Below are 18,775 nucleotides of genomic sequence, written 5' to 3' on the forward strand. Positions count from 1 at the left end.
CTTCGGGAATTTTATAAAAGTATAGAAAATCACAAAAAAAGTCAAAAAAATTTAAAAGAATATTTTTTAATTTTATTCGTTATTTTTTTATCTGTAGTTGCTGTTAAAACAAATAAATATTATTGTTAATTTGTTATTTTATTTTTGCGAAAAAGGGACATCTTTTGTAAAAGTAAAAAAAATTAAGCAAAGAGTGTTGACAAAAAAAACGAAAAGGAATATGCTACATGTACAAGTTAAATACAAAGCAATGACAGAAAAGCAGTAGAGAAATAACCACTGTTACAGAAAGCTAGTGGCGCTGGAAACTAGTACACGTTATTTATCGAATTACATTCTTGAGCTTCTGCCTACAGGGCACGGGTAACAGCGTTATTTGTTAAGAGGTATATAGTATTTTAAATAAACTAAACTATGTATAAATTTGGGTGGTACCACGAGAAATTCGTCCCTAAGTCGTTTCGACGGCTTAGGGATTTTTTGTATTCTTTTTTTGAATACGTGGCAGACCAAAGAAAATTTCGTGAACACGTGTATACATAGAAATAAACACGGGATATCGTGTAAAAACAAGTGTGTTAATCGTTTATTTCTTTAAATGAACGATTTCCTATAAAGAGATAATTATAAATATGGAGGGTGATAACATGAATATCATTGACGAGCTAGCATGGCGTGATGCAATCAATCAACAAACAAACGAAGAAGGACTAAGAGAACTTACAGAAAATACGAGCATTTCGCTATATTGCGGTGTCGATCCAACTGGAGATAGCATGCATATTGGACATTTAATTCCTTTTATGATGATGAAACGATTCCAATTAGCAGGTCATCACCCATACATTTTAATTGGTGGCGGAACTGGAACAATTGGTGACCCAAGTGGACGAACAACCGAACGTGTCTTACAAACGATGGAAGCTGTGCAACATAATGTGGACAGTCTTTCAAACCAAATGAAAAAATTATTTGGTAAAGATGCTGAGGTAACAATGGTGAACAACTACGATTGGTTATCAGAACTATCTTTATTAGATTTTTTAAGAGATTACGGGAAAAACTTTAATGTCAACACGATGTTGGCAAAAGACATTGTCGCTAGTCGTTTAGAAAGTGGCATTTCCTTTACAGAATTCACATACCAAATTCTTCAATCAATTGACTTTTACACATTGCATAAAAAACATAATATTCAATTGCAAATTGGTGGTGCTGATCAATGGGGCAATATCACTGCAGGATTAGATTTGATTCGTAAAAAAGAAGGACCAGAAGCCAAAGTATTCGGGTTAACCATTCCTTTAATGCTAAAAGCAGATGGTACAAAATTTGGGAAAACAGCGGGTGGCGCTATCTGGTTAGATCCTAAGAAAACTTCACCATTTGAATTCTACCAATTCTGGTTAAACCAAGATGATCGTGATGTCATCAAATACTTGAAATTCTTTACTTTCTTAGATAAAGAAGAAATCGATGCGTTAGCTGAAAAAGTTGAAAAAGAACCAGGTAAACGTGAAGCACAAAGACGCTTAGCTGAAGAAGTGACACGATTTGTTCACGATGATGCAGCATTAGAAGAAGCGCAAAAAATTTCAGAAGCTCTTTTCTCAGGCAATATTAAAGACTTAACGATTGAGGAAATCGAGCAAGGGTTAGAACATGTGCCAACTGTTGAAATTACCAAAGATGCTAAAAACATCGTAGATTGGTTAGTTGACACAGAAATCGAACCATCAAAACGTCAAGCTCGCGAAGATGTGAGCGGAGGAGCTATAAGTATTAACGGTGACCGAGTTACCGATTTAGATTTTGCAGTCGATCCAACACAACATTTCGATGGAAAATTCGTTGTTGTACGGAAAGGGAAGAAAAATTACTTTTTAGCAAAAGTAATGGATTAGAAATTGATAATAATTTCACGAAGAGAAGACGTGTGATTATTTGATCAAAGTTAAAATTCTATTTCTCCTTACAGGTAGTGGTGAAACCGTTAATACACCTAATAAGAGTGGGATTGTACACACAATCCCACTCTTATTTTTTTATATAATGGTTCTGACAAGACACCTTGTGAAAAAATTATAAAATTAAAGAGCTATGATAACCATTGTTATTTTTCTTCTTTACACTTTAGCCGTTTGGGTGTAAGTTGTGAATGCAAAATCTAATTCATTAAAATTTGTAAGGAGGAATTTTCGTATGAAAAACGAAAAATTAGCAAAAGGCGAAATGAACCTTAATGCACTATTCATTGGGGACAAAGCCGAAAACGGACAATTATATAAAGACTTGTTGATCGACTTAGTAGATGAACATTTAGGATGGCGTCAAAACTACATGCCACAAGACATGCCAGTTATCTCTTCTCAAGAACGCACATCTGAAAGCTACGAAAAAACTGTCAACCATATGAAAGATGTATTGAATGAAATCTCTTCTCGCATGCGTACACATTCAGTTCCATGGCATACAGCAGGTAGATATTGGGGACATATGAACTCAGAAACATTAATGCCTTCTCTATTAGCTTACAACTTTGCAATGCTATGGAACGGGAACAACGTTGCCTATGAATCTTCTCCAGCAACTTCTCAAATGGAAGAAGAAGTAGGACATGAATTTGCTCACTTAATGAGCTACAAAAATGGTTGGGGACACATCGTTGCTGATGGTTCTTTAGCTAACTTAGAAGGCTTATGGTATGCCCGTAACATTAAATCATTACCATTTGCTATGAAAGAAGTAAAACCAGAATTAGTTGCTGGCAAATCAGATTGGGAACTATTGAACATGCCAACAAAAGAAATTATGGACTTATTAGAATCAGCTGAAGATGAAATTGATGAAATCAAAGCTCATTCAGCTCGTTCAGGTAAACATTTACAAGCAATCGGTAAATGGTTAGTCCCACAAACTAAACACTATTCTTGGTTAAAAGCTGCTGATATTATCGGTATCGGTTTAGATCAAGTTATCCCAGTACCAGTTGACCATAACTACCGTATGGATATCAACGAATTAGAAAAAATCGTTCGTGGCTTAGCAGAAGAACAAATTCCAGTGCTAGGTGTTGTCGGTGTAGTTGGTTCTACTGAAGAAGGTGCCGTTGACTCAATCGATAAAATTATTGCTTTACGCGATGAATTAATGAAAGACGGTATTTACTATTATGTACACGTTGATGCTGCTTATGGTGGTTATGGACGTGCCATCTTCTTAGACGAAGACAACAACTTCATCCCTTACGAAGATTTACAAGATGTTCACGAAGAATACGGTGTCTTCAAAGAGAAAAAAGAACACATTTCAAGAGAAGTGTATGATGCATATAAAGCAATCGAATTAGCAGAATCAGTAACAATTGACCCTCATAAAATGGGTTATATCCCTTATTCAGCTGGTGGTATCGTTATCCAAGATATCCGTATGCGCGACGTTATTTCTTACTTCGCAACTTACGTATTTGAAAAAGGTGCCGATATTCCTGCGTTACTAGGAGCTTATATCCTGGAAGGTTCAAAAGCTGGTGCAACAGCTGCTTCTGTATGGGCTGCACATCACGTTTTACCTTTAAACGTTGCAGGTTATGGTAAATTAATTGGTGCTTCAATTGAAGGATCACATCATTTCTATAACTTCTTGAATGATTTAACATTCAAAGTTGGCGACAAAGAAATTGAAGTCCACACATTAACTCATCCAGACTTCAACATGGTTGACTATGTGTTTAAAGAAAAAGGCAACGATGATTTAGTAGCAATGAACAAATTAAACCATGATGTATATGACTATGCATCATACGTTAAAGGAAATATTTACAACAACGAATTCATTACTTCACATACTGACTTTGCTATTCCAGATTATGGCAACAGCCCATTAAAATTTGTAAACAGCTTAGGATTTAGTGACGAAGAATGGAACCGTGCAGGTAAAGTAACTGTGTTACGTGCTGCTGTAATGACTCCATACATGAACGATAAAGAAGAATTTGATGTTTACGCTCCTAAGATTCAAGCTGCTTTACAAGAAAAATTAGAACAAATTTACGACGTAAAATAATTGAATCTTAAACGGAAAAAAGAAATGGTAACCGAATGAGGGAACGTTCGTCTGATTGATTTATTTAAGAGATAAATCAATCAGACGGCTAACCTCTTAACCAATTCTTTGTCTGGGTAAGAGGCAGTCGAATGACTGTTTTACTCAGCGTATAACAGTCATTCATGCTCCTTATCCAAAATCTTATAAGGAGTGTACAAAATTGGATAAACAACAAGTTAAAAAAATTGAATTAGGTACTTTTATCGGTTTAACAATGGCATTGTGTGCAACTGTACGTAGTATCCCAACACTTGCTGCTGTTGGTTGGACATTAATTTCTTACACAATTTTCGCGGTCTTATTCTTTGCTGGTCCAATCGCATTGATATCTGGTGAATTATCTACGATGCTTCCTCAAGAAGGTGGCCCTCAACTTTGGGTTAAAACTGCCTTAGGTAGCAAATGGGGTTTTGTTGTCGCTTGGTTACTATGGGTGCAAATGTTCCCAGGAATGGTAATGGTTGCTTCTACATTAGGCCCTTTGCTAGGTAATACATTTGGTAATGTTCACTTAGGTGAAAATCATTGGTTCGTATTAGGTTGTATCTTAGTGATTTACTGGATTATTACAATCTTGAACTTGAAATTTGACATGGCGAAAGTTGGCGGAAATATTGGTGTTTGGCTAGGTGTTTACATCCCAGTATTAGTTATGTTTGTTTTAGGTCTTCTTTCAATGATTAAAGTAGGCTTAACACCTGGCGGCTATTTAGGTGCCTTCTCTTGGTCAAAAGTTTTACCAAACTTAGAAAATATGGACACATTTAAATATCTAGCAGGGATTGCGTTTATCTTTGTTGGGATTGAAATGTCTTCTGTTTATATTCCTCGTTTGAAAGATGCAACAAAGAATTATACAAAAGGCGTTTTCATTTCATTAATTGGTTTAGTTTTATTAAACGTTATTAATGCAATGTTTGTTGCTAATATTGTTCCGAATGGCAAAATGGAATTGTCTAACATTACACAACCAATTTTGCTTTATTGTGACGTTTTAGGTTTACCAACAATTATTGGTAATATCTTTAGTTTCATGGTCTTCTTAGGTGTGTTATTACAATTATCTGCTTGGGTTACTGGACCATCAAAAACAATTATTCAAGTTGCTCGTGATGGCTTATTGCCACCAAAATTTGGCTTCCATCGCGAAAATAAATATGGCGTTTCTCGTAACGTTGTGTTAACACAATCTGTGGTTATCTCATTATTCGCATTACTTTATGGGGTAATGGATGATGTCAACGCTGTATTCTTAACTTTAACAAATGCAACAACAATTATTTATAGTATTGTGTATGTATTGATTGCGATTTCCCTAATTAAATTACGTAAATCTCAACCAGATACACTACGTCCTTACCGAATTGGTAAAAAAGGTAATGGCTTAGCTTATTTAGTGGCAGCAATGTTAATTTTTAGTGTTATCATTGTTATTTTCGCCACATTAGGTACAACAACCGTGACTGATGCAGTCTTAGTTGCATTAATCACTATTGTTATGTTTGTGATTCCGTTAATCATTAATCGCTTTAAAAAAGCAAGTTGGGCAACGGAAGTAAAAGAAGATTTAGGTGAATAAAAAGGCTAGCAATTATTTTGCTGAGTGCCTCTTCACCTGATGACTATAGTAAATTGTCGTTTGGAAACTGAAGCAAGTTCGATTATTGCTTCAGTTTTCGCTTTCCATAAAAGGAGGTTTTCATATGAAATCAACGAAACCCACTGTTTCGTTCGCTGAAAGTTTAGGCATTTTGATTGCCTTGTTAGCGATTCTCGGGTACTTAATTATTGGTCAAAAATTAACCCCTCACATACCGATTCTTTTTGTATTCATGTTGTTGTTGCTTTATGGCAAATGGAAAGGATTTTCTTGGGATGAGATCCACGAAGGCATTGTGGAAGGGATTAAACCAGGGATCATTCCGATTATTATTTTCTTGTTGATAGGTGTCTTAGTTGCTACTTGGATCTTGTCTGGGACGATTCCAACAATTATGGTCTATGGTTTTAAAATTATCTCAGTGAAGTTCTTCTTGCCAACCGTTTTTGTGGTCTGTGCACTAGTTGGTGTGACGGTAGGGAGCTCCTTTACAACTGTTTCAACTATGGGGATTGCCTTTCTAGGTATTGGACATATTCTTGGATTTGACAATGCGATGACAGCTGGCGCAGTTGTTTCAGGTGCCTTTTTAGGGAACAACATTTCACCGTTATCTGATACAACAAACTTAGCTGCTGGAATTGGTGGCGTGAACCTTTTTGAACATATACTAAACATGATGTACACTGTTATTCCGGCGTTTATTATTTCGATTGTCGGCTATATCTTCTTGGGGCATCAATCTGGTTCAGCGGATTTACAATCGGTTGATGCAATGGTCCAAACGTTACATCAAGGATTCTGGATTTCACCGATTACATTGTTGCCAGTAGCGGTTTTATTCTTATTCGCCTGGAAAAAGGTACCGGCTATTCCAACGTTACTAGTCGGCTCTACAGTGGCGGTCATCTTAGCTTTTATAAATGATCATCACCTAAGTTTAGCGAAAGTTTCTACCATCTTAATGAGTGGTTATGTGGCAGATACAGGGGATCAAAGTATTGATACACTTTTATCTCGTGGTGGGATTGAAAGCATGTTAGGTTCTGCTGCGTTGATTATTTTGGCATTAGGTTTGGGCGGCTTGTTGATTAAGTTTAACATCGTGGCTACTTTAATTGATAAAATTAAAGGCTATGTGAATAATCCAGCCAAATTAATCGCTTTAACTGCCTTAAGTTCTGTGGGAATTAACTTACTAGTTGGCGAACAATATTTGTCAATTATTTTACCAGGGGAAACATTTAAATCCTCATTTACTCGTTTAGGTATTGATAAAAAATATTTGACTCGTACTTTGGCAGATGCTGGGGCGGCAGTCAACTCGTTAATTCCTTGGGGAGTTAGTGGTACCTTCATTATGGGAACGTTAAAAGTTGGTGCACTAGAATACTTACCATATGCCTTTTTCCCATTGCTTTGTCCCATTATCACCGTCATTTTGGGGATATTCTTAAAAAAACAACAAGGGGAAAACAAAAAAGCACCAGGGACTAACGTTGAATTGTGAGTTTTTTCAGATAATTAAACAATTGGTTACGATTGAACCTCAGTGTATCTACTGATTGGTTCAATCGTTTTTTCGTCACAGATTTTTTACAATTCTTCATATAATCTTTGAAGCTCCTTAAAGGCAATTTAATTATTCTAAGTTATGATACAAAGGATCAATCAAATAGGTGGATGAACGTGGTGTTAAACTCATAGAGACTAACAGTAGTTTATTCTTGCTCAATGTTGAGGTGTAGGTTCGAATCCTACCGTCCACTTTCTGTTATTTAAACCAACTAGAACGAAACACAAACAAGTGACGGATACAAATGATTAAGGTACAATAAGGGTAGGGAAAACAAGGAGGAATTCTTATGAAAAAGATAGGGCTTATTTCTAGTGCTTTTCTTTTAACCCTTGCTTTAGCAGCATGTGGCGGCGGAAAAAGTACAGAAAATACGGATAGTCGTTCCAGTGTTGCGGAAAGTACCACAGTCGAGAGTACAAAAGCATCTGCTACAAAAGAATCAAGTAGCAAAGCAGCAACGAAATCTAGTGATGCGAAACCGTCAGGAACAACGACAGCTGATTCGAAAGCAACAGCTTCTTCTACGAAGGAAGCGGCAAATAATGGCTCAGCAGAGAAGCAATCATCAGCGAAAAATGCGAATCCAGATGACCAAGCCAACCAAGTGCTTAACCAGCTAGCAAACATGTTTCCTGGTCAAGGCTTACCGCAGGCAATTTTAACGAGTCAAACGAATAACTTTTTAACTGCAGCGACAACATCACAAGCGGATCAAAACAATTTCCGTGTTTTATATTATGCAGAAAAAGAAGCGATTCCAGTGAATGATGCACGTGTTAATCAGTTAACGCCAATTAGTTCTTTTGAGAAAAAAACATATGGCTCTGATGCCGAAGCAAAAAATGCAGTGAACCAAATCATTGACAATGGCGGTCAACCAGTAGATTTAGGTTACAATATTACTGGGTATAAACAAGGGGCGGCAGGTTCTAGTTACTTATCTTGGCAAGAAGGCAATTGGAGTTTAGTCGTACGGGCCTCAAATATCAATGGTGAATCGCCTGATGATTTAGCGAAAAATGTTGTCAACATTTTGGAACAAGAAACATTACCAGCACCGAATACCGTTGGTCAAATCACACTGAACGTGGCAGGAACCACTGACTATAATCGCAACTCAGTAGTTTGGCAAGCCGGTACAGTCGTTTACTCTGTCCATCATTTTGACCCAATTCAAGCAGTGAAGATGGCAACATCAATGTAATTAATAAAAAGAAAGCGTGCGACAATGCCATTGTCGCACGCTTTCTTTTATTATTTTTGTTCTGTATAACCTTGTGACTCCACCAATTCTTGGCTTTTCTTCATGCTGATTCCCTTAGAAGAATCTCCATCAATCTGGAGACCATCCACTTTTTTGGCTTTATCATAATCAAGTTTTTCATAATTAATCGTCAATTTTTCGATGGCTTGTTTGTCCTCATAGGTCAGTTTGTAATCAAGCCCTTTGATGTCCTCATATTGTTTAGAAACGGGTTCCAACGCTGTTTTTGCCTCTTCTTTTGTAATCCCCAATTTGTCATAAGAAACAATGTTTTTAGCCGTTTGCGTTAAGACTTTATCTCCTTGGTACGTATAGGTTAAGGTGGAATCAATCCCATCTTGTGGCGAACCTACAAAGGTTTTTGTCTCTATTTTTGAACCGCAACTTGCAAGAAAGAATATCCCAATAAAAATTAAAAATACGCGTAAAAACTTTTTCATTTCTAGATAACCTCCTTTAGCTGTTTATTCTTGACTGTAACATAACACGGCAAATAATTACTGTTAAGTAGAAAGCTTGTGAGAAGTCCAGCAAATAAAAAACTTGCCTCTTCTCATAAAAATGAAGAGGCAAGTTTTTTATTTAGTAATATCACTTAAATCTGGTTGTGAGTGAGCCAACCGACTGGCAGCTGCAGCCGCAATTGCGCCCACGATATCATCCAAGAATGTGTGGACATGTTCGCCATCATGCGCATTTAACTCTTTTAAAATGCCTGGTTTTACCTTGTCGATATACCCATAGTTCGTAAAACCGATAGATCCATAAACATTTACAATGGAGAGCGCCATAATTTCATCAATGCCATAAAGCCCTTCATCTTCCGTTAAAATTTCTTGTAACGGTGAAAGTAGCTTGTTTTCTTCCGCCAGAATATCCAGTTGGACACCTGTAATAATCGCGTTGTGTACTTCACGCTTTGTTAACACGGCATCAACACTTTCTAAACAAGTATCTAATGTTAAATTGTCAATATAATCTTTTTGTAAAAATAACACAAGTTCAGCTAAATCATTCATTGTTACGCCACGTTCTTGCAATAAACGACGTGCGCTATTTTCTAACGTATCTCCTTGGATTACCATTTTTTGTCCTCCTAATTTCTGCTTTAGTTGAAGTTCTTCTTTCATGGTACCAAAAAGAACGATGAAGGGGAATTAGAATCTATTTTGGTAGAGAATAATTTAGTTGAAGTGTTATTTTTAGTTAAAAATTACTAAGCGTTCGGTTGTAACGATGCCATCACTTGTTTTAATTGTGTCACTGATTTTTGGAAGAGTTCTTTTTCAGCGGCATTCAAATTCAATTCAATAATGTCAGTCACACCTTGATTGCCAACGATTGCAGGAATCCCTGTAAATACATCTTGTTGCCCATATTGCCCATCTAAGTAAGCTGAGACAGGTAAAATAGCTTGTTCATTATTTAAAATGGCTTTAACAATGCGTGCAGTACTCATACCAATCCCATAATAGGTCGCTTGTTTGCGATCGATAATTTCATAAGCTGTATTTTTCACTTTATCAGAAATGATTGGTAAATCGTCACTAGTTAAGCGCTCTGTCGTATCCACAATTTCTAAAATAGGTTTGGTACCAATCATGGTATGAGACCAGACAGCCACTTCAGAATCCCCGTGTTCGCCAATAATATAGCCGTGAACATTGCGTGGATCAATCGCTAAACGTTGAGACAGTTCTTTGCGGAAACGAGTTGTGTCCAAAGTTGTACCAGTTCCAATTACTCTTGAAACAGGTAAACCAGAAGCTTGCCAAGCCACATAAGTCAGTACATCGACAGGATTTGAGGCAATCACTAAAATTCCATCAAAACCAGATTTCATGATATTGTTAACAATTGTTTTCATAATTTCTGCATTGATTGAAACCAAATCTAGACGACTTTGCCCAGGTTTTTGATTAGCGCCAGCTGTAATCACGACGATATCGGCATCTTGGCAGTCTTGATAGTCGCCAGCCCAGACGTTTACATTTTCTTGACCCCAAGACACACCATCTAATAAGTCAATTGCTTCGCCTTCAGATTTGGCTTTGTCAATATCAACTAAGATTAATTCATTCGCAATCCCTTGGTTGATCATGGAATAGGCAATACTTGTGCCAACAAAACCAGTACCAATAATTGCGACTTTTTTGTTAAATACTTTCATCGTTCATCTCTTCTTTCTGTAATATTTCTTTCTTAGTGAATTATATCACGAACTTTTCAGGTGTGGTTATACCAATCTGTAATAGTCTTTATTAACAATTTAAATAAGGGAAGCGTGCTTTTTTTGTTATGATAAGAGTAGGAAAATAGAGGAGATAAGGAGGCAAAATGACAACGACAACAGTGTATTATGCAAGCAATAATGAAAAACAGCCGAACTGTTTTCAACTAGTTATCGGTAGCTGTAGCTATGAACTTCCAAAAATAGAAATCTACGAAATCCTGGAATGTGTCGCTTCAGCATATGGCTATCAAAAAGAACCATGCATTGAAGAACAAACAGAATGTTTTGTTAAAGGCAACCGTTGTATACATGTTTCCCAACAAGCGACGACGTTGACTTTTGTTGTGAATGATCTGCGTTTAGTAATGGAAAAACAATGCCGGAATCACGAAGAAGTCTTTCAAGAAGTCAATCATATTTTATTGAATATTTTTGAGGAGACCCCTTGTGTTTTTCTCGAAAAGTAGGAAAGAAGGATTAAGATGAAACAGGTGAAAATAACAACTACCTCAGACTTGATTAATGGCGGCTGCAATGCCTGTCCGAATGTGAAGTGTACGAATTATCTTGTTCATGTAGAAGATGAAACAATTGCGTTAGAAACGCTAACTGTTGCAGATTTAGTAACTTTATTAGCACTCAAAGAAGGGTTTCGTCAAAAATTAGTTATGGAAATGTTCGAAGAATATACGATGTTTGAAAGGGAAACTCATCAAGTTGTATTTAAGGAAGAGGAAACGAGAATTCTTTTTCAATCAAAAAAACAGACCATTCAAAGCACTCTTTTGTCTAAAGAGCCACAACAAGTGTTCCAAGAAACCCAGCAAATTTTACACCAACTATTTGAGTTAGAACCTTTTGAATTTGAATTGGTAGAGGAAACTGATGAATAAAAAACAGGAAAACGATTTAGCGAAAGCTAAGTCGTTTTCCTGTTTTTTAGGCTTGTCGTTCACGAATTTTTTCAACGATTCGGTTATAAACTTCAGAGAAGGAAGTATTGGCATGGTGATCGGTCTGGACAATGAAAATTTTTCGAGAAGCAAAGGACTGATCAATTGGTTGCCAAGGGATCTCATCGGAAATAGATAATCGAGAAACAATTGATTGCCCAATGTTATTTTTTAGCAATTGTAATAGGACTTCGTTGTTGTTTAATTCGATAATTGGTAAGTTGATGCTGTGTTCATTGAGATAAAGCTCATTGAAAAAACGTAAGCCAGAGTTTTTTTCTCTTAAGAGCCAAAATTTTGAAGCGGCATCTCCTGCTAGAACTAGTTGATCTTCATAAACAATTTCTTTGTGTAGATTTTTGGTTTCAATGGGTTTTTCAATTAGTCCAATGTGGGCATGATTATTTTGAACCATATCCACGACTTCGTTTGAATTCATCAGTTGAATCGAAAAGTTGATGAGTGGAAAAGCGGTAACCAAACTCTCCATAATATCTGGCAGTAAATAAATAGCAACTGTATTTGAAGAGGCTATAATGCAGTCTTCTTTAAAATTCTCTTTTTCTGCAGCTTGCGCAAAAGAAGTAGTTAAGCTTTCAATAATAGAGAGCATTTTTGGATATAAAAAATCAGCTTCTTTGGTAGGAATAACCGATTGTTTTCCATTACGATAGAACAGCTTGATCGAAAAGTGTTGCTCTAATTTCTTGATTTGCAAAGAAACAGTTGGCTGAGAAATATACAATTGTTTGGCCGCCGCACTAAAATTTTTGGTTTCATACACAGCAATAAATGTTTTGATCCATTCGAACATAAAATCGCCTCTTTCTATTTACTATCTTAATAGTTGGTATTGCAAATATTTATTTTACAAATATAAATATTTCATTTAGTATAATAACATACTTTTGATTAATATCAATAATAATAAATAAAGACGGAGTGTGACTACATAATGGTAGAAAGTGCGAAAAAATTCTTGCGGAAAGTCCCGATTCCCATTTGCGGACTAATTTTAGGGATGGTTTCTTTGGGGAATTTACTTTATTCCTTGGGATATGCAACAATTGGGACCATTTATTGTGTACTTGGCAGTCTCTTAATGATTTTAGTTATTTTAAAAATTATTTTTACAATGAAACATGCATTAAGCACCTTAGATGATCCAATTATTGCTTCGGTATCACCAACATTTACAATGGCTTTAATGGTTATCTGTGTTTTCTTAGATCGGATATTTACCAATGCTGCTTGGATTAACGTGTTGTGGATTGGCGCAGTGATTTTACATTTTATTTTAATGATTTATTTTGTAGCGGTGCATATTTTTCCAACAAAAATCGAACTGGAACATATTTATCCAAGCTGGTTTATTACGTTTGTCGGCATTGGCGTTATTCCTAATACTTCTCAATTGTTTATCAATGAGTTGGGAAAAATTGTTTTTTGGGTAGCGTTGTTCTTTTATTTACTCTTGTTACCAATTTTAATCAAGAGAATTACGAAGTCGAAAGAAATGCCTGAATCGACCATTCCTTTATTGACGATTATGACAGCACCAGGTTCGTTATGTTTAGCTGGCTATATTTCAATGGGTGGTCATTTGTATATGCCATTAGTTGTTTTCTTGCTAATTTTATCTCAATGTATTTATGGGATTGTAGTAGTGAATCTATATAAAATTATGCAAGTGACATTCTATCCAAGTTATGCTGCCTTTACATTCCCATTAGTGATTTCTGCGACAGCATTAGTCAAAGTTAAACCTTTATTTGCAGAAAAGGTAGGCCTAACGAGTCTGTTAAATATTTTGTCTACTTTTGAACTCTTATTAGCTGTGGCTATTGTAAGTTATGTGTTCATTCGATATTGCATTTTTTTATTCCAAAGAGAAAATAACACGAAAAAAGTGGAATTAAATTAAAAAAGAGAGGAAGCAAAGAGGTGAAGAAACTATTAATTACTGGAGGAGCTGGCTTTATTGGTTCTAATTTGGCTAATTTTTATAGTCAACAGTATCAAGTTTTTGTGATTGATGATTTGTCCATGGGGCGAGTGTCAAATTTGCAACAAACTGAGCAGTTGGTTTTTATTAAAGGAAGTGTGACGGATCAGCAATTATTGGACGAAGTACTTTCAAAGCATTCGTTTGAGTATATCTTTCATCTTGCGGCCGTGGCAAGCGTGGCAAGTTCTGTGGCACAGCCTCTAGAGACACATGAGGTCAATTTTTTAAGTGTATTGAAAATACTGGAGTCAATAAAAAAATATCAAAAAAAGCTCAAACGTTTTGTTTTTGCTTCGTCGGCAGCCGTTTACGGTGCAGAGCCAACGTTGCCTAAAAGAGAAACTTCGGTGATTTGCCCTTTGAGTCCCTATGCTATTGATAAGTTTGCTGCTGAACGTTATGTTCTCAATGAATACCATTTACACGGGGTACCCACGAGCGCAGTTCGCTTCTTTAACGTCTATGGTCCCAATCAAAATCCTGCTTCACCCTATTCTGGTGTCCTGTCCATTTTGATGGATCGTTATATCCAGTTAGAACAAGGGCAAGCGAGCCAATTTCAAATATTTGGAGATGGTCAGCAAACACGTGACTTTATCTACATTGAGGATGTCCTAACTGCATTAGATTTAGTAGCAACCAAAAGTGAAGCGTTGGGACACGTTTATAATGTGGGTACCGAAGTTGCCATTTCCCTTAATCAATTAATTGAAGAAATGAACCAATTAGTGGGACTTTCTTTGCCAGTTTCTTATCAAAAGGAACGAGATGGCGATATAAAATATTCTCTTTCAGATAGTTCTGCTTTGAAAGGCTTAGGTTTTTCACCCGTTTATTCAATTCAAGAAGGACTTCAAAAATATCTTAAGTTTACCCATAATACCCAAAATAGATAAAAAAAGACGAGACTTATTTGTTAAGTCTCGCCTTTTTTTGTGCAAATGTTTCGCCCCAATGGCAAAGTGAAGAGAGGGCATCGTAAAGAGCATATCCTTCCGGAGTGAGCGTATATTCCACACGCGGGGGTAGTTCGTTAAAGGATTCTCGATGGACTAGGCCATCTTTTTCCATTTCTCTCAAGCGATCTGTCAGGACGCGCTGAGTGATTCCGTCGAGCGCACGCATCAATTCACCGTTGCGCTTGGTTCCTTGGAATAATTCATCCATTAATGATAATTTCCATTTGCCGTTAATGGTGGAAAGGGCTAAGTTGATACTGGTTTGTTTATCAGTTGTCATAGTTTCTCCTTGTGACACGTAATGGTTACTTTTTTCTTCCTAGGTGAATAAAAAGTGCGTACTTTTTTTCTCCATCATAGTGAGTAATAATAACTATGTCAAGTAAGGCAAGAGGAAGGAAGAAGAAATATGATGTATCAAGATGTTGTTCGCAGCCGCCGCTCAGTTCGGGATTTTATGCCAGATGTTGAGATTCCTAAAGAGGAATTAATGGCCATAATTGAGGAAGCGATGTTCGCGCCAAATAGTACCAATTTAAATTCATGGCGTTTTTTAATTGTCACAGAAAAAGAACAAAAAGAGGCCCTTTACGAAGTTTCGATGCAACAACCAGCAGTTAAAGGGGCAGCGGCGGTGATTATTTTATTAGGCGATTTGACTGCTTATACAGTGGCAAATGCAGATGAAATCAGTGCTAAAGCTGTCGCACAAGGAACGATGACGGAAGAAATTCGTCAAGGAATTAATGAAAATGTTTCTTGGTACTATGATGTTAGCGAAGAACAAAAAAGAGAGTGGCTAATGTTAGACCAAGGCTTAGTTGCGATGCAGCTGATGCTTTCTGCAAAAGATCGAGGCTATGATACGGTGGCGATGTCTGGGTTTGAAACAGAAGCGGTTCGCAAGTTATTTAATATTGAGGACCATTTAGTGAACGGACTGATTATTCCGATTGGCAAAGCTCAAACACCCGGCTTTGAAACAGTCCGACGAGATGTTTCAGAAGTAGTAACTTGGTTAGATTAAAAAGCTAAACAGTTCTGCAATTGCTGTTTATTAGATTTTGAGCGTGGAACAAACATCCAAAGTGATTGTTGTCCCACGTTCGTTTTTTTGTTGATCATCCGCTTTTGAGAATGGCCAGAGAAGACGTTTAGTGAACCAATTTTGAAAGAAAGTGATACACTAGAAGAAAAAGAAGTGGGGCGACCTTATGCGTTATGTCATAATGCAGTCACGAGATATTCGTGAAAATTTAGCAACGGAAGATTATCTATTAAACACTCTCTCTTTTGAAGAGCCCTTAGTGTTGTTCTATATTCAGGAACCCTGTGTTATTTTAGGCCGAAATCAAAATGCTTATGAAGAAATTGACTTAGCTTATGCTAGAGAGAAGGGAATCGTTATTACTCGCCGTTTATCGGGCGGTGGTGCTGTTTATGATGATCTCGGGAATGTCAGCTTTAGTTTTGTTGTTCAGGAAGGACATCAAGCTTTTGGGGATTTTAAAGCGTTCACTAAACCCATTATTGAAGCATTACATAAAATGGGCGCAACGGGGGCCGAGATTAGCGGTCGCAATGATTTATTAATTGATGGGAAAAAATTTTCTGGCAATGCCATGTATACAAAAAAGGGGAAGATGTATACTCATGGTACCTTGATGTATGATGTTGATTTGGCAGAAGTTCAACGTGTTTTAACTGTTTCTAAGAAAAAAATTGAATCAAAAGGGACAAAATCTGTTCGGGGACGCGTAACCAATTTACGGCCGTACTTAGACGAAAAATATCAACAATTAACCATCGAGGAATTTCGCAATCGTTTACTGATGGAGCTCTTTGATGTCGAATCTCTAACTGAAATTGCGGAGAAAGAATATGTCCTAACCAAAGCAGATCAACAGGAAATTAGGAAATTGGTCGCTGAAGTGTATAGCAATGAAGCTTGGATTTTTGGTGAAGCGCCTAAATTTACGATCAAAAAAGAAGAAAAGTTTAAAGGCGGCATTGTGGATGCACGTTTGACTGTTGAAAAAGGTAAAATAATTGAGTTAACGATTTATGGTGATTACTTTGCCAAAAAAGAAACAGCGGAAATCGTTGCGGCTTTATTAGGTGTGGACTATCAGTATTCATCAATTTGGCAAGCATTAGCAGCGTTTAACTTTGAAGACTACTTTGTAAATATCACCAAAGAAGAATTTGTTCATTTATTGGTGGATTAATAAACGTGCTGGGACAAAAGTTAAAGAATCTTTTGTCCCAGCACGTTTATTTAATGATGGTTGGCTCTTGCTAGAAAAATTTCCCATGAACGTCCCAATTGCCAGTATCTTTGGCTTTTTTCAATGTTTGCATTCGACGGAAGCCAACAGGATGATCGGATAAGAAGTTACTCAATTTAAGCCAGATGGTATCATCATGTAAATCAATACTGTGAAAGTATTCTTCTAAATCCACACGACTGCCCATGTATTTTCCTGAAAATAAATAAATCATGCTTAAAGCACCTTCTTCTGCGTAGTATAAACCTGCGCGATCAGCGGTATATTCTTGCGTTCTTGTAAAACTTTTATCTAACGCAACTGGTTTCAAAATAATGGATAACATTAGTCGCCATAAATTAGTGTGCCCACATTTATGGTGTCCTAGCTCGTGTGCCAAAATAAAGCGAATCAGCGAAAAATCGCCTGTATTGTACGCGATATCCAACAAATCACTGTGAATGACAACATAGCGTCTGTGTAAAGAGCATTTTGCCGCAAAAGCGTTTAAGACACCATTCCCGTTGATTAAATAAAGACGTGGCATCCTTAATTTTTTAGTGCCAAAGCCCATTTCTTTTGCCAAATCAATATACAAGGAATAAATTTCTGGTAACTGATTTTCTGTAATTTCCACTCCGTTAGAAGCAGTATCCATGTACATATAACGAATGGTAAAAAAAGCAATGACTGGCGCAATTGGTGCAATTAAGACAATTAATAACCAGTCAGGAATCGGCAAATCACTCAATATCAATAAAGCAACTAATCCCAATGCGAAAAACAATAAAACAAAACCAATGATAATCATTGGTACTTCAAAACGATAACGTAACTTAGCAACAGAAATTTCTTTCTTTTTTTCCTGCGGTTGACACATAAACATTCCTCCCCAAACATTTCCCAAACACTTTTTCAAATAAAATGACTTATCTGTTACTTCTAATATACCATTGGTTAATCGATAATGACAATGGTGGGAACTTGAATAAAGGTAATTATATCAAGTGATTAATGAAAGGGACTCGTTGTACGCAGGGAATTGGTCTATCTTGATTAAATAAAATTTTAATAATCTAACTGTTTTAGACGTAATAAAGTAGTTTCTGGAGTTAATTTTTTAATAACATACAAACGCAAAATCGCATGTTCAATTTTTTGTTCTTCTGGCGATAGCTCCGAATTTATATAGGATAACTTCTCGATTAAATAGGTTAAAAATGAGCCAGCGCCTTGGCTACCCACTAAAAAGCCCATTTCTTCCGTTTCGGTTAATTGTTGTTTTTTTAAGTGGTATATTTCTTGTGCAAGTGCCCCCGAGATAATGATTTCATCTGTTTGCTTGTTCAAATTTGTTAGTAAGTCGCTTTTTGTTGCTACTGTAACAGTTTCCATTGCACTCATCCTTTGCTTTTATATGATACATCTAGTATAACATGGCCTCACTTTTTTTATTTTTCCTCTTGCTCTGGTACGCGTTTCATAAGGTAAGCTAGGTGTATCAAAATATTGGAGGGCATGAAAATGAATGTTATAGTGGAGATAAGCGATAGACTTGGTATGGATTACTATTTTGTCTCGGTGACTACGACGGCCAAAAGTCTGCAGTTAAATAGTCCCAAAAAATACTATAAGATTTGGCATCAAGAAATTCCGTACCATCAGATAACGGAGTGGCACTTGACACAGCAGGAGGATATTCAGGAAATTTCTTTTGCTTGGCAGGAGACCTTTTATCGTTTTGTTGATTACGGGACAGGGATTGTGCCTTATTTAACTCAATTTTGTAAAGTAATGAGGTGAAA

At 36.6% G+C, this 18,775-nt stretch carries 19 protein-coding genes and 1 other annotated feature; of the genes, 12 read left to right on the forward strand and 7 right to left on the reverse strand.

Annotated elements, in window-relative coordinates; genetic code table 11:
• Positions 1 to 241 precede the first annotated feature (241 nt).
• Positions 242 to 456: a binding site (T-box leader), on the forward strand.
• 191 nt (positions 457 to 647) lie between these two features.
• The 5 genes from tyrS to IGM04_RS01905 all read left to right on the forward strand — a co-directional run bounded on the left by tyrS (position 648) and on the right by IGM04_RS01905 (position 8,490).
• On the forward strand, positions 648 to 1,904 hold the full coding sequence (gene tyrS, locus IGM04_RS01885; RefSeq protein WP_002355444.1) for a tyrosine--tRNA ligase: 1,257 nt from the start codon (positions 648 to 650) through the stop codon (positions 1,902 to 1,904).
• A gap of 298 nt (positions 1,905 to 2,202) precedes the next feature.
• Positions 2,203 to 4,065: a tyrosine decarboxylase gene (tdc, locus tag IGM04_RS01890; protein WP_002355450.1), complete on the forward strand. Its 1,863-nt coding sequence runs from the start codon at positions 2,203 to 2,205 to the stop codon at positions 4,063 to 4,065.
• Positions 4,066 to 4,267: 202 nt separating this feature from the next.
• Positions 4,268 to 5,686 (forward strand): tyrosine-tyramine antiporter, encoded by a 1,419-nt coding sequence (gene tyrP / locus IGM04_RS01895; RefSeq protein WP_002355453.1) that lies wholly within the window; start codon positions 4,268 to 4,270, stop codon positions 5,684 to 5,686.
• Positions 5,687 to 5,810: 124 nt separating this feature from the next.
• Positions 5,811 to 7,217 carry a Na+/H+ antiporter NhaC gene (gene nhaC / locus IGM04_RS01900; RefSeq protein ID WP_002363118.1) on the forward strand — a complete coding sequence of 469 codons (1,407 nt, stop codon included), beginning with the start codon at positions 5,811 to 5,813 and terminating at the stop codon, positions 7,215 to 7,217.
• A 355-nt stretch (positions 7,218 to 7,572) separates the two neighbouring features.
• Entirely contained in the window at positions 7,573 to 8,490 is a 918-nt protein-coding gene (locus IGM04_RS01905) for a hypothetical protein (RefSeq protein ID WP_086317630.1), read from the forward strand.
• Between the two features lie 50 nt (positions 8,491 to 8,540).
• Here the strand turns inward: IGM04_RS01905 and IGM04_RS01910 are convergent, their stop codons facing one another.
• From IGM04_RS01910 to IGM04_RS01920, 3 genes are all read right to left on the reverse strand, one after another.
• A complete protein-coding gene (locus tag IGM04_RS01910) occupies positions 8,541 to 8,990 on the reverse strand; it encodes a YehR family lipoprotein (protein ID WP_086317631.1) in 450 nt (149 codons plus the stop codon).
• Positions 8,991 to 9,128: 138 nt separating this feature from the next.
• Entirely contained in the window at positions 9,129 to 9,635 is a 507-nt protein-coding gene (locus IGM04_RS01915) for a phosphatidylglycerophosphatase A family protein (RefSeq protein WP_002355457.1), read from the reverse strand.
• Positions 9,636 to 9,766: 131 nt separating this feature from the next.
• A complete protein-coding gene (locus IGM04_RS01920; protein ID WP_086317632.1) occupies positions 9,767 to 10,720 on the reverse strand; it encodes an L-lactate dehydrogenase in 954 nt (317 codons plus the stop codon).
• 167 nt (positions 10,721 to 10,887) lie between these two features.
• Between IGM04_RS01920 and IGM04_RS01925 the strand changes: the two genes are divergently transcribed.
• Together IGM04_RS01925 and IGM04_RS01930 are read left to right on the forward strand one after the other, a co-directional pair.
• On the forward strand, positions 10,888 to 11,250 hold the full coding sequence (locus IGM04_RS01925) for a DUF4809 family protein (protein WP_086317633.1): 363 nt from the start codon (positions 10,888 to 10,890) through the stop codon (positions 11,248 to 11,250).
• Between the two features lie 15 nt (positions 11,251 to 11,265).
• Complete coding sequence (locus IGM04_RS01930) at positions 11,266 to 11,676, forward strand: DUF4809 family protein (protein ID WP_002370887.1); 411 nt, start codon at positions 11,266 to 11,268, stop codon at positions 11,674 to 11,676.
• A gap of 46 nt (positions 11,677 to 11,722) precedes the next feature.
• Here IGM04_RS01930 and IGM04_RS01935 read toward each other — a convergent pair whose 3' ends face one another.
• Positions 11,723 to 12,550: a LysR family transcriptional regulator gene (locus tag IGM04_RS01935; protein WP_002355461.1), complete on the reverse strand. Its 828-nt coding sequence runs from the start codon at positions 12,548 to 12,550 to the stop codon at positions 11,723 to 11,725.
• Positions 12,551 to 12,691: 141 nt separating this feature from the next.
• On the opposite strand from IGM04_RS01935, the gene IGM04_RS01940 reads away from it, so the two are divergent.
• Together IGM04_RS01940 and IGM04_RS01945 are read left to right on the forward strand one after the other, a co-directional pair.
• Positions 12,692 to 13,660, forward strand: coding sequence for a TDT family transporter (locus tag IGM04_RS01940; protein ID WP_002355462.1), 969 nt, complete (start codon positions 12,692 to 12,694; stop codon positions 13,658 to 13,660).
• A 20-nt stretch (positions 13,661 to 13,680) separates the two neighbouring features.
• The gene (locus tag IGM04_RS01945; protein WP_086317634.1) at positions 13,681 to 14,640 is read left to right on the forward strand and encodes a GDP-mannose 4,6-dehydratase; all 960 of its coding nucleotides are present in this window, start codon (positions 13,681 to 13,683) and stop codon (positions 14,638 to 14,640) included.
• Positions 14,641 to 14,653: 13 nt separating this feature from the next.
• Here IGM04_RS01945 and IGM04_RS01950 read toward each other — a convergent pair whose 3' ends face one another.
• Positions 14,654 to 15,001, reverse strand: a complete 348-nt coding sequence (locus IGM04_RS01950) for a winged helix-turn-helix transcriptional regulator (protein WP_002355464.1) — start codon at positions 14,999 to 15,001, stop codon at positions 14,654 to 14,656.
• A gap of 111 nt (positions 15,002 to 15,112) precedes the next feature.
• Between IGM04_RS01950 and IGM04_RS01955 the strand changes: the two genes are divergently transcribed.
• Positions 15,113 to 15,730: a nitroreductase family protein gene (locus IGM04_RS01955; RefSeq protein WP_002355466.1), complete on the forward strand. Its 618-nt coding sequence runs from the start codon at positions 15,113 to 15,115 to the stop codon at positions 15,728 to 15,730.
• Positions 15,731 to 15,917: 187 nt separating this feature from the next.
• Entirely contained in the window at positions 15,918 to 16,931 is a 1,014-nt protein-coding gene (locus IGM04_RS01960; protein WP_086317635.1) for a lipoate--protein ligase, read from the forward strand.
• A gap of 70 nt (positions 16,932 to 17,001) precedes the next feature.
• Here the strand turns inward: IGM04_RS01960 and IGM04_RS01965 are convergent, their stop codons facing one another.
• Together IGM04_RS01965 and IGM04_RS01970 are read right to left on the reverse strand one after the other, a co-directional pair.
• The gene (locus IGM04_RS01965) at positions 17,002 to 17,856 is read right to left on the reverse strand and encodes a M48 family metallopeptidase (RefSeq protein ID WP_002382951.1); all 855 of its coding nucleotides are present in this window, start codon (positions 17,854 to 17,856) and stop codon (positions 17,002 to 17,004) included.
• 182 nt (positions 17,857 to 18,038) lie between these two features.
• Complete coding sequence (locus tag IGM04_RS01970) at positions 18,039 to 18,374, reverse strand: hypothetical protein (RefSeq protein WP_002355470.1); 336 nt, start codon at positions 18,372 to 18,374, stop codon at positions 18,039 to 18,041.
• A gap of 114 nt (positions 18,375 to 18,488) precedes the next feature.
• On the opposite strand from IGM04_RS01970, the gene IGM04_RS01975 reads away from it, so the two are divergent.
• A complete protein-coding gene (locus IGM04_RS01975) occupies positions 18,489 to 18,773 on the forward strand; it encodes a hypothetical protein (protein WP_002366136.1) in 285 nt (94 codons plus the stop codon).
• Positions 18,774 to 18,775 lie beyond the last annotated feature (2 nt).

The organism is Enterococcus sp. DIV2385 (assembly GCF_051711925.1).
Taxonomy (GTDB): domain Bacteria; phylum Bacillota; class Bacilli; order Lactobacillales; family Enterococcaceae; genus Enterococcus; species Enterococcus faecalis.